This window comes from Pseudomonas sp. P9_2, from assembly GCF_034008255.1.
GTDB classification, from domain to species: Bacteria; Pseudomonadota; Gammaproteobacteria; order Pseudomonadales; family Pseudomonadaceae; genus Aquipseudomonas; species Aquipseudomonas synxantha_A.
Map to the genome: position 1 here is coordinate 3,266,431 of NZ_CP125376.1, position 14,882 is coordinate 3,281,312.

The window sequence follows — 14,882 nt, forward strand, 5'->3', positions numbered from 1 at the left end:
CGCCTCCCTAATAAATTCAAGATTGGAGAACGAACATGGCTGAAGCAAAAGTATTGAGTGGCGCCGGCCTGCGTGGCCAGGTTGCCGGGCAGACCGCACTGTCGACCGTGGGCCAGGCCGGTGCAGGCTTGACCTATCGTGGCTACGACGTGCGTGAACTGGCCGCCGATGCGCAGTTTGAAGAAGTCGCCTACCTGTTGCTGTACGGCGAGTTGCCGACCAAGACCGAACTGGCCGCCTACAGCGCCAAGCTGAGCAAACTGCGTGACTTGCCCCAGGCATTGAAAGAAGTGCTCGAACGCATCCCCGCCGACGCCCACCCGATGGACGTGATGCGCACCGGTTGCTCGTTTTTGGGCAATATCGAGCCGGAAAAAGATTTCAGCGTACAGCGCGATGTCACCGACCGCCTGCTTGCCGCATTCCCGGCGATCATGTGCTACTGGTACCGCTTCAGCCACGACGGCAAGCGCATCGACTGCGTGACCGACGAGCCGAGCATCGGCGGCCACTTCCTGCACCTGCTGCACGGCAAGAAACCCAGCGAGCTGCACGTCAAAGTCATGAATGTGTCGCTGATTCTCTACGCCGAGCACGAATTCAACGCCTCGACCTTCACTGCCCGGGTATGCGCCTCGACCCTGTCCGACCTGTATTCCTGCGTCACCGCCGCCATCGGTTCCCTGCGCGGCCCGTTGCACGGCGGGGCCAACGAAGCGGCGATGGAAATGATCGAGCGCTTTTCCTCGGCCGAAGAAGCGGTCGAAGGCACCCTGGGCATGTTGGCGCGCAAGGACAAGATCATGGGCTTCGGCCACGCGATCTATAAAGACAGCGACCCGCGTAATGAAGTGATCAAGGGTTGGTCGAAAAAACTCGCTGATGAAGTGGGCGACACGGTGTTGTTCCCGGTGTCTGAAGCCATCGACAAGACCATGTGGGAACAGAAGAAGCTGTTCCCCAACGCCGACTTCTACCATGCCTCGGCGTACCACTTCATGGGCATCCCGACCAAGCTGTTCACACCGATCTTCGTCTGTTCACGCCTGACTGGCTGGGCTGCGCACGTGTTCGAACAGCGCGCCAACAACCGCATCATCCGTCCAAGCGCCGAGTACATCGGCGTTGAGCAGCGCAAGTTCGTGCCAATCGAACGTCGCTGAATGGGATGGGCTGTGTTCGCTGGCTAATGTGCTTTTTTGTGGGAGCTGGCTTGCCTGCGATGGCATCACCTTGGTGTACCTGTCACACCGCAGTGATGCAATCGCAGGCAAGCCAGCTCCCACAGGAAACAAAGCCAGTGTCGACAGTTCACCTTTCGAACTTACCGTGACCGAGTCCTGACGATGAACACTGAATTTCGCAAACCGCTCCCCGGCAGTCGCCTGGATTTCTTCGACGCCCGTGCGGCTGTCGAAGCAATCACCCCCGGCGCCTACGCCACCTTGCCTTACACCTCGCGCGTGCTCGCCGAAAACCTGGTGCGCCGTTGCGACCCGGCCACCCTCAACGCATCCCTGAGCCAACTGATCGAGCGCAAACGCGATCTCGATTTCCCCTGGTTCCCGGCGCGCGTGGTGTGCCATGACATCCTCGGCCAGACCGCCCTGGTGGACCTTGCCGGTCTGCGCGATGCCATCGCCCTGCAAGGCGGCGATCCGGCGCAGGTCAACCCGGTGGTGCCGACCCAACTGATCGTCGACCACTCCCTGGCTGTCGAGGCTGGCGGCTTTGACCCGCAGGCGTTCGAGAAAAACCGTGCCATTGAAGACCGTCGCAATGAAGACCGCTTCCACTTTATCGAGTGGACCAAAAAAGCCTTCAAGAACGTCGATGTCATCCCGCCGGGCAACGGCATCATGCACCAGATCAACCTGGAGAAAATGTCGCCGGTGATTCAGGTCCGTGACGGCGTAGCCTTCCCGGATACCTGCGTCGGTACTGACAGTCACACTCCCCACGTCGATGCCCTGGGCGTGATCGCCATTGGCGTCGGCGGCCTGGAGGCCGAGAGCGTGATGCTCGGCCGTGCGTCGTGGATGCGCCTGCCGGAAAGCGTCGGCGTGGAACTGACCGGCAAGCTGCAACCGGGCATCACCGCCACCGATATGGTGCTGGCACTCACCGAGTTCCTGCGCCAGCAGAAAGTGGTCGGCGCCTGGCTGGAGTTCTTCGGCGAAGGGGCCAGTGCACTGACCCTGGGCGACCGTGCGACCATCTCCAACATGGCTCCTGAATACGGCGCCACCGCAGCGATGTTCTATATTGACCAGCAGACCATCGCCTACCTCAAACTCACTGGCCGAGAAGACGAGCAAGTCGCCCTGGTCGAACAGTACGCACGCCACACCGGTCTGTGGGCCGATGACCTCAAAGGGGCTCAGTACGAGCGTGGCCTGACCTTCGACCTGTCCAGCGTCGTGCGCAACATGGCCGGCCCCAGCAACCCCCACGCCCGTGTTGCCACCCGCGACCTGGCGTCCAAAGGCATCAGCGGCCAGTGGGACGAAGTGCCAGGGCAAATGCCCGACGGCGCGGTGATCATTGCGGCCATCACCAGTTGCACCAACACCAGTAACCCGCGCAACGTCATCGCCGCGGGGCTTCTGGCACGTAACGCCAACAAGCTTGGCTTGGTCCGCAAGCCGTGGGTCAAGTCGTCGCTGGCGCCGGGCTCGAAAACCGTGGCCATGTACCTGGAAGAGGCCGGTCTGGGCCATGAGCTGGAAAAACTCGGTTTCGGCGTAGTGGCCTTTGCCTGCACCACCTGCAACGGCATGTCCGGCGCGCTCGACCCGGTGATCCAGCAGGAAATCATCGACCGTGACCTGTACGCCACCGCCGTGTTGTCGGGCAACCGCAATTTCGACGGGCGCATTCACCCTTACGCCAAGCAAGCCTTCCTGGCTTCGCCGCCGCTGGTGGTGGCCTATGCGATTGCCGGCACCATCCGTTTCGATATCGAGAAGGACGTGCTCGGCCTGGATGCCGACGGCAAGGAAATCCGCCTGCAGGATATCTGGCCGAGCGACGAAGAGATCGACGCGGTGGTCAAGGCATCGGTCAAGCCCGAGCAGTTCCGTGCGGTGTACATCCCCATGTTCGCCATTCACGAAGACACCGGCCCCAAAGTCACCCCGCTGTATGACTGGCGCCCGCAGAGCACCTACATCCGTCGCCCGCCGTACTGGGAAGGCGCACTGGCCGGCGCGCGGCCGCTCAAGGGTATGCGCCCGCTGGCGGTGCTGCCGGACAACATCACCACCGACCACCTGTCGCCGTCCAATGCGATCATGCCGGGCAGTGCCGCCGGGGAATACCTGGCGAAGATGGGCTTGCCGGAAGTCGACTTCAACTCCTACGCGACCCACCGTGGTGACCATCTGACGGCGCAGCGCGCCACCTTCGCCAACCCGAAACTGTTCAACGAAATGGTGCAGGAAAACGGCAAGGTCAAGCAGGGCTCGCTGGCGCGTATCGAGCCGGAAGGCAAGGTCACGCGGATGTGGGAAGCGATTGAAACCTACATGGAGCGCAAGCAACCGCTGATCATCATTGCCGGTGCCGACTACGGCCAGGGCTCGTCCCGCGACTGGGCCGCCAAGGGCGTGCGCCTGGCCGGTGTTGAAGCGATTGCCGCCGAAGGCTTCGAGCGCATTCACCGCACCAACCTGGTGGGCATGGGCGTGTTGCCGCTGGAATTCCTGCGGGGCACCGACCGCCACACCCTCAAGATCGACGGCAGTGAAACCTATGACGTGGTCGGCGAGCGCACCCCGCGCGCGCAGCTGACCCTGGTGATCAACCGCAGGAATGGCGAACGTGTCGAGGTGCCGGTGACGTGCCGCCTGGATACCGCCGAAGAAGTGTCGATCTATGAGGCGGGCGGCGTGTTGCAACGTTTTGCCCAGGATTTCCTGGAATCGGCGGCCACCGCCTGAAGAGGACTACCATGGCACACGTAGCGCAAATCAAGATCCCCGCCACCTACATGCGTGGCGGCACCAGCAAGGGCGTGTTCTTCAGCCTCAAGGACCTGCCCGAAGTCGCGCAGGTGCCGGGGGCGGCCCGCGATGCCTTGTTGCTGCGGGTCATCGGCAGCCCCGACCCTTATGACAAGCAGATCGACGGCATGGGCGGTGCCACTTCAAGTACCAGCAAAACCGTGATCCTGGCCAAAAGCACCCGCGCCGATCACGACGTGGACTATCTGTTCGGCCAGGTCTCCATCGACAAGCCGTTTGTCGATTGGAGTGGCAACTGCGGCAACCTGTCGGCAGCAGTGGGTTCGTTCGCCATCAGCGCGGGCCTGGTTGACCCGGCCCGCGTGCCCGAGAACGGGGTGGCGGTAGTGCGGATCTGGCAGGCCAATATTGGCAAGAGCATCATCGCCCATGTGCCGATCACCAACGGCGTGGTGCAGGAAACCGGCGACTTCGAACTGGACGGTGTGACCTTCCCGGCCGCCGAAGTCCAGCTGGAATTCATCGACCCGGCGGCGGAAGAAGAGGGCGGCGGTGGTTCGATGTTCCCCACCGGCAACCTCATCGACGACCTGGAAGTACCGGGCGTGGGCACCTTCAAGGCCACGTTGATCAACGCCGGTATTCCGACCATTTTCATCAACGCTCAAGACCTCGGCTACACCGGGACCGAACTGCAGGGCGCGATCAACAGCGACCCCAAGGCCCTGGCCATGTTCGAGACGGTACGGGCTTATGGCGCGTTGCGCATGGGCCTGATCAAGCATCTGGACGAAGCCGCCCAGCGCCAGCACACACCCAAGGTCGCGTTCGTAGCCAAGCCTGCGGATTATGTGGCCTCCAGCGGCAAGGCAATCAAGGCCGGCGATGTGGATCTGCTGGTGCGTGCCCTGTCCATGGGCAAACTGCACCACGCCATGATGGGCACGGCGGCGGTAGCGATCGGCACGGCGGCGGCGATTTCCGGCACCCTGGTCAACCTGGCGGCGGGCGGTATCGAGCGTAACGCTGTGCGTTTCGGGCACCCCTCCGGCACCTTGCGCGTCGGCGCCGAAGCCACCCAAGTGAACGGCGAATGGGTGGTGAAAAAAGCCATCATGAGCCGCAGTGCACGGGTGCTGATGGAAGGTTTCGTCCGCGTTCCGGGTGACGCTTTTTAGCTTTATGTGGGAGGGGGCTTGCTCCCGATAGCAGGGTGTCAGTCGCCCCATCCATTAACTGACCCACCGTCATCGGGAGCAAGCCCCCTCCCACACGGATACAAGCAGGCAATCAGACCTGCGCAACGATTAACCCTGACCCTGAGGATGGAACAACCCAACTTTTAGGAGAACTGCCATGAGCGCCAACGTCGACCAGAACAACCGCCCCGGCTACGACCAGGTTTTGCAGGACATCGCCGACTATGTCCTCAACTACCGCATCGATTCCCGGGATGCATTGGACACTGCCCGCAACTGCCTGATGGACACCCTTGGCTGTGGCCTGCTGGCGCTGCGGTTCCCCGAGTGCACCAAGCACCTGGGGCCGATAGTGGAGGGCACCGTGGTGCCGTTCGGCGCGCGCGTGCCGGGCACTTCGTTTCGCCTCGACCCGGTCAAGGCTGCCTGGGACATTGGTTGCATCGTGCGTTGGCTCGACTACAACGACACCTGGCTCGCCGCTGAATGGGGACACCCTTCGGACAACCTCGGCGGCATTCTCGCCGTGGCCGATCACCTTTCGCAAAAACGCGTGGCCAATGGCGAGGCGCCGCTCACCGTACGTGCGGTGCTGGAAGCGATGATCATGGCCCACGAAATCCAGGGAGTGATCGCCCTGGAAAACTCCTTCAACCGCGTCGGCCTTGACCACGTGCTGCTGGTCAAAGTCGCCTCCACCGCTGTCACCGCCAAGCTGATGGGCGCCAATCGTGAACAACTGCTGTCGGCCTTGTCTCACGCTTTCGTTGATGGGCAGGCGTTGCGCACCTATCGCCATGCACCGAATGCCGGCTCGCGCAAATCCTGGGCCGCAGGCGATGCATCGAGCCGTGGTGTGCGCCTGGCGGATATCGCCCTGCGTGGCGAAATGGGCATTCCCGGTGTGTTGAGCGCGCCGCAGTGGGGGTTCTACGACGTGTTGTTCAGCCACACCAATAAGGACCTGGCGCTCAAGCCCACAGACAAGCGCGCCTTCAGCCTGCCTCAGGCCTACGGCACCTACGTGATGGAAAACGTGCTGTTCAAGATCAGTTTCCCGGCAGAATTCCACGCGCAAACCGCCTGCGAGGCGGCGGTGACCTTGCACCCGCAGGTCAAGCATCGTCTGCATGAAATCGAACGTATCGTGATCACCACCCATGAGTCGGCGATTCGGATTATTTCCAAGGTTGGCCAATTGGCCAACGCTGCCGATCGCGACCACTGCCTGCAATACATGACGGCCGTGCCCTTGGTGTTCGGCAATCTGGTGGCCGAGCACTACGAAGATGATTTCCACGCGGCCCACCCGATCATTGATGAACTGCGCGACAAGATGGTCATCGTTGAAGACCCACGTTATAGCCGCGAATACCTGGAGGCGGACAAGCGTTCTATTGCCAATGCGGTGCAGGTGTTCTTTATGGATGGCACCTGCACTGAGCAGGTAGCGGTGGAATACCCGATTGGCCATCGCCGCCGTCGGGTGGACGGTATCCCATTGCTGGAAGACAAGTTCAAAGCCAACCTGGCGACGCGGTTCACTGCGCAGCGCAGCGCCGAGATTGTTGCGTTGTGCAAGGATCAGGCACGGCTTGAGGCGACGGCTGTGAACCGTTTCATGGATCTGTTGGTGATCTAAAAAACAACGCGGCCAATGTGGGAGGGAGCAAGCCCCCTCTCACATTTGTCCTCCATTGGGGCAACTATCGGGTCAGGCGCAAGCTTGTTCAAACCGCAGTATCACCCTGCGGTTGTGCTTGCTCTTCTTTTCGATTTTCTCGCAGAACACCCGGCCGATCTCCTCGGTGTTGAGCACATGGGTGCCGCCGCATGGCTGGATGTCGATCCCGGGGATCTCAATCACCCGTACCGAGCCCGACACCACCGGTGGCGCAACCGCCTGGGTGCGGGTGATCTGTAGCAAGGTCGCGTATTCGGTGGCGGGCATCGACAGGGTCTTCACCGCGTGGGCCTGCTCGATCAGGGCGTTGAGGTCACGGGTTAGACCGTCTTTGTCCAGGGTCATTTCCGGCAGGTCGAAATCCAGTCGGCCTTTATCCGCACTGATGCTGCAACCGGTCACGGGCGCGTCAATGAGCGAGCACAACAAATGCAGGCAGGTGTGCATTTTCATGTGCTGGTAGCGCCGCTCCCAATCCAGGCCGGCGTCTACCTGGATGCCCGCCGTCAACTGCTCGGGGCAATGGTCCACCTGATGCCAGATGATCGAGCGCAACACCGGATCGCGCACGGTACCTGTCACCTCGACCCGCGTGCCATCGGGTAGGGTGAAATGGCCGGTATCGCCCGGTTGCCCGCCGCCGGTGGGGTAGAACAGCGTGTGCTCCAGGGCGATGCCCTGTTCACTGACCGCAATAACCCGGGCGCTGAACGCGTTCTGATAGGGCGCGCTGTCGAACAGCGCCAGGGTTTCCATGGTATGCACGGACATGTTCAACCTCCAACGATCAGTGGGCTGGCTTGCAAGAGATGGCGCACCATCGCGCTCAAGCCAGGGGGAGAGAGCAGGGTGATTTCAAATTCCGGCCCGCAGACTTTCAGGTTCAGCGGCAAGCGCGGCAGTTGTTCGCCGGTATCGACACGGTGCAGGCGAAATTGCAGGTGGTGGCGCTCTTTCACCGTGGGTTCGAGCATTAACCCTTGCAGCGGATGAAAGTCGGCATCCAGCACCGTAACCTTATGACCGGCACTCACCTCACCGACGACGTGCAAGCGCTCATCCAGGGCAAAGGCACCGAGGTAATTGCTGCGGTCCGATTCGTCGTTTTTTTGCAGCTGGATCTGGTTGACTACCTTGACCTTGGTGCCTGCCGGTACGTCCTGGGTGATCACGCAGGAGGGGCTGATAAATACGTTGTCGCCGATCGACACGTAGCCCAGCACCCGGGCACCGGCGCCCACCTCGACGTTGTTGCCCAGGCGCGGGTGGCGTTTGCCGTCCGGATTGTTGGCGATGCCGCGGGCTCCCAGGGTCACGCCGCACAGGATGTAGCAGTCGTTGCCGATCACGCAGGTTTCGCCGATGACGGTGCCGTAGCCATGGTCCAGTACAAAGCGTCGGCCGATACGCGCCGCCGGATGAATCTCGGCACCGGAGAGAATCTTGCCCTGGTTGCTGAGCTTGAGCGCCATGCGCGAAAACATCCCATGGCCAGGGTCGGGGAAATTCCACACCTGGTGCGCAAGGCGGTAGAACAGCACTGCCTTGAACGAGGCATAGGATTCCAGGATCAACTCACCGCGCCCGCGCGATGCCGGGTCGCGATAGGCGTAGGCGATCAGGTCCTCGGCCACTGCTTGGGCGGCGTTCTGGATCAGTGGCGCCAGGTGTGGTTCCAACTGCTTCATCTGCCCGGGCGTCAGGGTCGTGATGAGATGGGTAAGCAACTCATCGTGCAGCAGTTGCATGTCGATAAAGCCCCCCATGGAGGCACCCCCGCATTCTGGATGATTGAAAAACCCGTTACTCGAAACTGGGCAGGTAGCTGTCGGCATTGTCGTAGACCATGGTCAGCACCACCGTTTCAGGCGGCAGTTCGGGGGCGAGTTGGGCGATGGCAACCATGTTGGCGGCGGAGGACAGCCCCAGGCTGATGGCGTCGGTGCGCATGATGCGTTTGATCATGTCCAGGCACGCCGAGTGCGACACCTTGAGCATGCCGTCGATCACGTCCAGGTTGAGGATGCTCGGGATCAGGCCAATCGACAGGCCCTGGATTGCGTGCGCAGCGTGCTGGTCTTTGAGCAGGTCGCATTCCTGCGGCTCCACGCCCATCACGCGGATCGCTGGCCAGGCGGCCTTGAGGGTTTCGCCAATGCCGGTGATATGGCCACCGGTGCCGATGCCGCTGACGAAGTAGTCCACCCGCTGGTCACCGAAGGCGCGGATGATCTCCGGCGCGGTGGTGTCGCGGTGGGTCTGCGGGTTGGCGCCATTGCGCTGCTGGTTGAGCATCACGAAGTTGGGGTTTTCCAACTGCAGTTCCATGCACTTTTCGCCGTGGGAGTTGTTGCCCAGGCGGCTGTCTGACAGCACCACTTTGGCACCATACAGGCGCAGCAATTTCTGCTTTTCGGGGCTGTAGTTGTCAGGGATCACCAGCACTACTTTATAGCCCAGGACATTGCCGGCCATCACCAGGCCAATGCCGGTGTTTCCACCGCTGGGTTCGATGATGGTTTGCCCGGAGTCACGGATCAGCACGCCACGGCGCTCGGCATCGAGGATCATGCCCAGGGCGATGCGCGCCTTGTGGCTGCCACCGGGGTTGAGGGATTCCAGCTTGGCGTAGACCTCGATGCCGAGGTCTTCGGAAAACTGGGCCAGGCGCACGATAGGCGTTTGGCCGATGACGTCGAGAATGGAGTTATGCAGCATCAGCAAGTCTCCACGATCAGTACAGAGGCATGTCGGGTTCGACGTCGCGAACCCAGTGCTTCATGCCGCCCTGCAGGACTTTGGTGTTCGCGAACCCGGCTGCCAGCAGGGTGCTGGCGGCCTGTTCGGCGCGGGTGCCCGCGTAGCAGATCAGGTAATGGGTGTTGTCTCGGCTGAGGTTGTCGAGTTGACCATCCAGTTCGGCCAGGGGAATGTGCAGCACGCCTGGCAGCTTGCACACTTCCAATTCGCTGGCGTCGCGCACGTCCAGCAATACATCGGCGCTGCTGGGGTGCTCAAGCACCTGCTTGAGGTTCTGAGGCTTGATGTAGCGTTCTGCCGCCAGCGACGGTTGGCTCGGTACGGTATCGGCACATACCGTGGGGGCGGCGCTTTCGCTGCTGCGCAGCTCCGAGCAGCAGGGGCAGTCGACGCGGCGCTTGAAGCGGATCTCGCTGAACTTCATCGCCAGCGCGTCAAAGCGCATCAAGCGGCCGGATAACGGTTCGCCAATGCCGATCAGCAATTTGATCGCCTCGGTAGCCTGGATCATGCCCACCACACCGGGCAGCACGCCGATCACGCCGCCGGCGCTGCAATTGGGCGCCAGTTCAGCGGGCGGGGCCTTGGGAAACAGGCAGCGATAGCACGGCCCGCCTTTGTAGTTGAGCACGCTGATCTGCCCGTCGAAACGGTAGATGGCGCCATAGACCAAAGGTTTGCCCAACTGTACGCAAGCATCGTTGACCAGGTAGCGGGTATCGAAATTATCGGTACCGTCGATCACCAGGTCATAGGCGCCTACCAGTTCCAGAGCGTTGTCGGTGTCAAGCGCGGTGTTGTGCGCATTGATCCGGATATGAGGGTTGAGGTCCTGCAGGCGTTGCTTGGCGGACTCGACCTTGGGCATTCCCAGGGTGCTGTTGCCATGGACAATCTGGCGCTGCAGGTTGCTGCTTTCCACCACGTCAAAATCCACCAGCCCCAGGGTGCCGATGCCTGCCGCTGCCAGGTACAGGCTGATGGGCGAGCCCAGGCCCCCGGTGCCGATGACCAGAACTTTGGCTTTCTTCAGGTTCAACTGGCCCTCGCGACCGACGCCGGGCAGGGTGATGTGGCGCACGTAGCGCTGCACTTCTTCGTTGCTCAGGGTGTCGATGTCCATGCCGCCTGAGGTGGCGAGCAACACTTCGATCCGGGATTTTGGCGGCAGGACTTCATCGGCTTCGATCAGCGCCTCCTCGGCGGTAAACAGGAAGTGTTCCTTGAGCTGGTTGTTCTTTTCATGGAACAGGTGCTGACGCAATTGGGGGTGATTGGTGCAGAGATTTTCAATGACTTCGCGCAATGTCGATCCGGCGCCCTCAAGGGTCGATTCCGGCAGCTTGGCCACGCGAACCAGAATGTCGGGGAAAGAGACAGCGTTCATGGACAACTCCGTGTGCAGGTCGTTGAAGGGTTGAGGTGCGAAATGCTTGCCATCCCAGGCAAACAGTTTTGAGCCCAGGACCTGGCGCTGGCGAACATCCACCACCAGATAGCTGACGGGGTAGATCGGCTCCCCCATGAACAGCGCCTTGTCCTGGTCTTCATCACTGAAATAGGCGCCGACATCCGGGTGGGAGTGATAGATCACCACCACCGGGTTGTCGCTGCGAAACGCCTTGTTCAGCAGCAGGGTATCGGCCACCGAGAAGGTGTAGCCGTTGGCCGCGCTGCGGGGGTACATCTGGGGGTTCTTGCGGTGCAGCTCGTTCTGAATATTGCTGCCCAGGTACACACTGCCGTCGGCGAAGACGAAGCCGCAGCACTCTTCTGGGTAGCTGCGGCTGGCGTGGGCGTAGATCTGTTCCAGGGCGGTGGGGCGGAGGACTTCCATGTTTCTCTCGCGTTGGTTGAGGGTCATTTTTTCTTGGCCAGCAGTTTTTCAACCGGCAGCTTGGTGATCGCAAAGCCGGCCAGCAGAATCGCCGAATACAACATAAGGTCGCGGGAAATTTCCACGCCTTCGTACCAGGCACCGATGATCACCGCGAACACCGGGAAGATGATGAAGACGAACGACAGGATGATCGGGCTCAGACGCTTGAGCAGCATGAAATACACAATAAACCCGCCTACCGAGGCCACCAGCCCGAGGTAGAACAGTGCAGTCCAGGAGCGCAGGGTGATGTCATTGAAGGCTGGCGTTTCAAACCACAGGCCGGCGACAAACAACATCAGCCCGGCGATGCCGATGGGCAGGGTGTTGTAGGTAATCACGCTGATGGCGCTGCCTTTCTGCTTGGTAATCACGTAGCACAAGGCGTGCATGATCGCGGCGCTCAGTATCGCCAACACCCCGAAGAACTCGGCGTGGTCCAGGTGCAGGCCCTGGCTCTTGATGATCATGTAGAGGCTGCCAAACCCGATACCGATGCCAACGACCTGGGAGAAGTAGATGCGCTCACGCAGGAACAGCGCCGAAAAGATCAGGATGAATACCGGCATGCAGCTGAACAGCAGGGCCGTCAGGCCGGATGACACGTGCATCTCGCCATAGTTGAGCAGGTAGTAGGGAACGCTGAAGTACGACAGGGTCACAAACACAAAGAACCAGCGGCTTTCCCGTGGGAACAGGATCGGCTCGCGACGCACCATGGCAAAACACAGGAACAGCGGAAACGCGATCAGAAAGCGCAGCCCGGCGGATGTCAGCGGCGGCACGCTCTCTACGGCGATCTTGATGCCCAGCCATGTAGTGCCCCAACTCAGGCACACGATCAGAAACATCACGCTGGTCACCAGCCCGGCGAGCCACTGTTTTTGAGTTTTTGTTTTTGCAGTGTTTTCGAGAACGGCGGACATTGGCATCTTTTATTGCTTCCCTGAGCCGGAATTGAACTCTATATTGAACTTGTAATGAGTTATGTTTATCGGCGATTGAACCCGTAAAAGCACACTATTAGGGCGAAAGATGGCTGTCAAAACAAATATTGACATGGTGTCAATTATGCGTGAGGGCCTGTCCAATGGGCAGGGCGTGAAGTACAAGCGCCTGTCTGATGTGATGGAGCGGGGCATCCTCGAAGGCTTGATTGAACCGGGACGAAAACTGCCGCCCCATCGGGTGCTGTCCGACAACCTGGGGGTGACCATTGGCACCATCAGCCGGGCCTACGGTGAGCTGGAGCGCCTGGGCTTGGTGGTTGCGCGGGTCGGTGACGGAACCTTCGTGCGCAAGCGTGGGATGGAGCGTCAGCGTGATGAAGGCTTTCGCAATTTCAGCGAGGAGCCGCGCCAGTACTTCGACATGAGTCGCAACATGCATATTCCGGGGCAGGAAACGGTGTTTCTTGCCCAGAGCTTCCAAACGCTGTCGACCAACGCCAAGTTCCTGCAGGACATCAGCGCCTATACCCCCGACGCCGGCTTGCCGCGTTACCGTGAAGCCGGGGCGCAATGGCTGGTGCAGCGCGATTTTCATCCGATTCCAGAGCAGGTCATCTGCGTCAACGGCGGCCAGCACGGTTTGCTGTGCGCGATGATGGCGCTGCTGCGTGCTGGCGATACGGTAGTCACCGAGCAACTGACTTATCCTGGACTGATTACGGCTGCGCGCATGTTGGGCGTGCGCCTGATTGGCCTGGAAATGGATGAGGAGGGCGTGTTGCCCACGGCGCTGGATGAGGTCTGTCGTAATCACCGGATTTCGGCGTTGTACTGCACGCCGACTATTCAGAATCCCACGACGGCGGTGTTGTCGGTGGCGCGTCGCGAAGCCTTGGCCAAGGTGTGTCGTGAGCACAACCTGCTGATTCTCGAAGACGAAGCCCACGGCGTGCTGGTTGAAGATCGCCCGCCGCCCCTCAGCTATTTCGCGCCTGAGCGTACGATTTTGATCAGCAGTCTGAGCAAAGCGGTGTCGGCAGGGTTGCGGGTAGGCTACGTCCATGCACCGCCCGCGCTGGTCAGTCGTATTTCCGCGGCGTTGCGCTCGACCTGCTGGATGGCGACGCCTGTGACCCTGGAACTGGCCACCCAGTGGATCGAAAACGGCACGGCGGAATATCTGTTGCGCCAACAAATCAACGAAATCAGCCGCCGCAAGACCTTGGTCGAGGATTTATTGACCGGGCTGGCGTATCGCACCCACCTCAACAGCCCGCATTTCTGGATCGAGGTACCAGAGCCATGGCGTGCGTCGGAAATCGAGGCAGAGCTCAGGCAGAACAATTACCTGATCGCCACCGCAGAGGCGTTTGCCGTGGGGCAGACCGCGGTGCCGCAGTTTATACGGGCGAGTATCTGTAATACCTCGGGCGATGATCAGTTATTGCGCGAAGGGTTTGATGCGCTGGCGACGGCGCTGGGGCAGGGGGGCGGGCGGTTTCATCTGTAAATCCGCGTTACCGTTCATCGCAGGCAAGCCAGCTCCCACAGGGGAACGCATTCCAACTGCGGGAGCTGGCTTGCCTGCGATAGCGTCAGATCAGGCGCCAGAGATCACTTGAAGCGCCGCTCCACACCCTTCTCCACCAGAATCTTCGCCGAAATCTCTTCCACCGAAAAATGCGTGGAATTGATGTGTGCAATATTCTCGCGACGGAACAGATTTTCCACTTCACGCACCTCGAACTCGCACTGCGCATAGCTGGAGTAGCGGCTGTTGGGCTTGCGTTCGTTACGGATGGCGGTCAGGCGGTCCGGGTCGATGGTCAGGCCGAACAGTTTGTGCGAATGGGCGCGTAGGGCGGCGGGCAGCGTCAGGTGTTCCATATCGTCTTCGGTCAGCGGGTAGTTGGCCGCACGGATACCGAATTGCATGGCCATGTACAGACAGGTCGGGGTCTTGCCGCAACGCGACACGCCCACCAGGATCAGGTCGGCCTTGTCGTAGTAGTGGGTGCGGGCGCCATCATCGTTGTCGAGGGCAAAGTTCACCGCCTCGATACGCTCCATATAGTTGGAGTTATGCCCGATGGAGTGGGACTTTCCGACAGAGTATGAAGAATGCTCACTCAACTCCTGTTCCAATGGCGCCAGGAAGGTCGAGAAAATGTCGATCATGAAACCATTCGACGTTGCGAGAATCTCACGAATGTCTTGATTGACGATGGTGTCGAAAATGATCGGGCGAAAACCGTCTTTCTCAGCCGCCAGATTGATTTGTTGTACCATGGCCCGCGCTTTATCCACGCTGTCTATATAAGGCCGGGTGAATTTGGCGAAGGTAATGTTTTCGAACTGCGCAAGCAGGCTCTGGCCCAGTGTTTCGGCTGTGATGCCGGTGCCGTCGGAAATAAAGAAAGCAGATCGTTTCATTTGAGCCCTGGG

The 14,882-nt window shown here is 60.6% G+C and carries 11 protein-coding genes; 5 read left to right on the forward strand and 6 right to left on the reverse strand.

Annotated elements, in window-relative coordinates; genetic code table 11:
- Nucleotides 1–35 precede the first annotated feature (35 nt).
- The 4 genes from prpC (at nucleotide 36) to prpD (ending at nucleotide 6,806) form a co-directional block, all read left to right on the forward strand.
- Nucleotides 36–1,163 (forward strand): 2-methylcitrate synthase, encoded by a 1,128-nt coding sequence (gene prpC / locus QMK52_RS14645; RefSeq protein ID WP_005790404.1) that lies wholly within the window; start codon nucleotides 36–38, stop codon nucleotides 1,161–1,163.
- A 183-nt stretch (nucleotides 1,164–1,346) separates the two neighbouring features.
- On the forward strand, nucleotides 1,347–3,941 hold the full coding sequence (acnD, locus tag QMK52_RS14650) for a Fe/S-dependent 2-methylisocitrate dehydratase AcnD (protein ID WP_320403010.1): 2,595 nt from the start codon (nucleotides 1,347–1,349) through the stop codon (nucleotides 3,939–3,941).
- Between the two features lie 11 nt (nucleotides 3,942–3,952).
- Nucleotides 3,953–5,143: a 2-methylaconitate cis-trans isomerase PrpF gene (gene prpF, locus QMK52_RS14655; RefSeq protein WP_194438936.1), complete on the forward strand. Its 1,191-nt coding sequence runs from the start codon at nucleotides 3,953–3,955 to the stop codon at nucleotides 5,141–5,143.
- 178 nt (nucleotides 5,144–5,321) lie between these two features.
- Nucleotides 5,322–6,806, forward strand: coding sequence for a 2-methylcitrate dehydratase (gene prpD, locus QMK52_RS14660; protein ID WP_005790397.1), 1,485 nt, complete (start codon nucleotides 5,322–5,324; stop codon nucleotides 6,804–6,806).
- A gap of 72 nt (nucleotides 6,807–6,878) precedes the next feature.
- Here the strand turns inward: prpD and QMK52_RS14665 are convergent, their stop codons facing one another.
- Genes QMK52_RS14665 through QMK52_RS14685 form a run of 5 tightly spaced genes read right to left on the reverse strand, consistent with a single transcriptional unit; the run spans nucleotide 6,879 to nucleotide 12,413 of the window.
- The gene (locus QMK52_RS14665; RefSeq protein WP_005790395.1) at nucleotides 6,879–7,619 is read right to left on the reverse strand and encodes an alanyl-tRNA editing protein; all 741 of its coding nucleotides are present in this window, start codon (nucleotides 7,617–7,619) and stop codon (nucleotides 6,879–6,881) included.
- Between the two features lie 2 nt (nucleotides 7,620–7,621).
- Complete coding sequence (locus tag QMK52_RS14670) at nucleotides 7,622–8,614, reverse strand: serine O-acetyltransferase (protein WP_005790394.1); 993 nt, start codon at nucleotides 8,612–8,614, stop codon at nucleotides 7,622–7,624.
- A gap of 37 nt (nucleotides 8,615–8,651) precedes the next feature.
- Complete coding sequence (locus QMK52_RS14675) at nucleotides 8,652–9,566, reverse strand: PLP-dependent cysteine synthase family protein (RefSeq protein WP_057701141.1); 915 nt, start codon at nucleotides 9,564–9,566, stop codon at nucleotides 8,652–8,654.
- A gap of 16 nt (nucleotides 9,567–9,582) precedes the next feature.
- Nucleotides 9,583–11,445, reverse strand: coding sequence for a molybdopterin-synthase adenylyltransferase MoeB (gene moeB / locus QMK52_RS14680; RefSeq protein ID WP_194438934.1), 1,863 nt, complete (start codon nucleotides 11,443–11,445; stop codon nucleotides 9,583–9,585).
- A 23-nt stretch (nucleotides 11,446–11,468) separates the two neighbouring features.
- Nucleotides 11,469–12,413 carry a DMT family transporter gene (locus QMK52_RS14685; RefSeq protein WP_032803673.1) on the reverse strand — a complete coding sequence of 315 codons (945 nt, stop codon included), beginning with the start codon at nucleotides 12,411–12,413 and terminating at the stop codon, nucleotides 11,469–11,471.
- Between the two features lie 109 nt (nucleotides 12,414–12,522).
- On the opposite strand from QMK52_RS14685, the gene QMK52_RS14690 reads away from it, so the two are divergent.
- Complete coding sequence (locus QMK52_RS14690; protein WP_005790387.1) at nucleotides 12,523–13,947, forward strand: PLP-dependent aminotransferase family protein; 1,425 nt, start codon at nucleotides 12,523–12,525, stop codon at nucleotides 13,945–13,947.
- A gap of 104 nt (nucleotides 13,948–14,051) precedes the next feature.
- Here QMK52_RS14690 and QMK52_RS14695 read toward each other — a convergent pair whose 3' ends face one another.
- On the reverse strand, nucleotides 14,052–14,870 hold the full coding sequence (locus tag QMK52_RS14695) for a pyruvate, water dikinase regulatory protein (RefSeq protein WP_003193298.1): 819 nt from the start codon (nucleotides 14,868–14,870) through the stop codon (nucleotides 14,052–14,054).
- Between the last annotated feature and the right edge of the window lie 12 nt (nucleotides 14,871–14,882).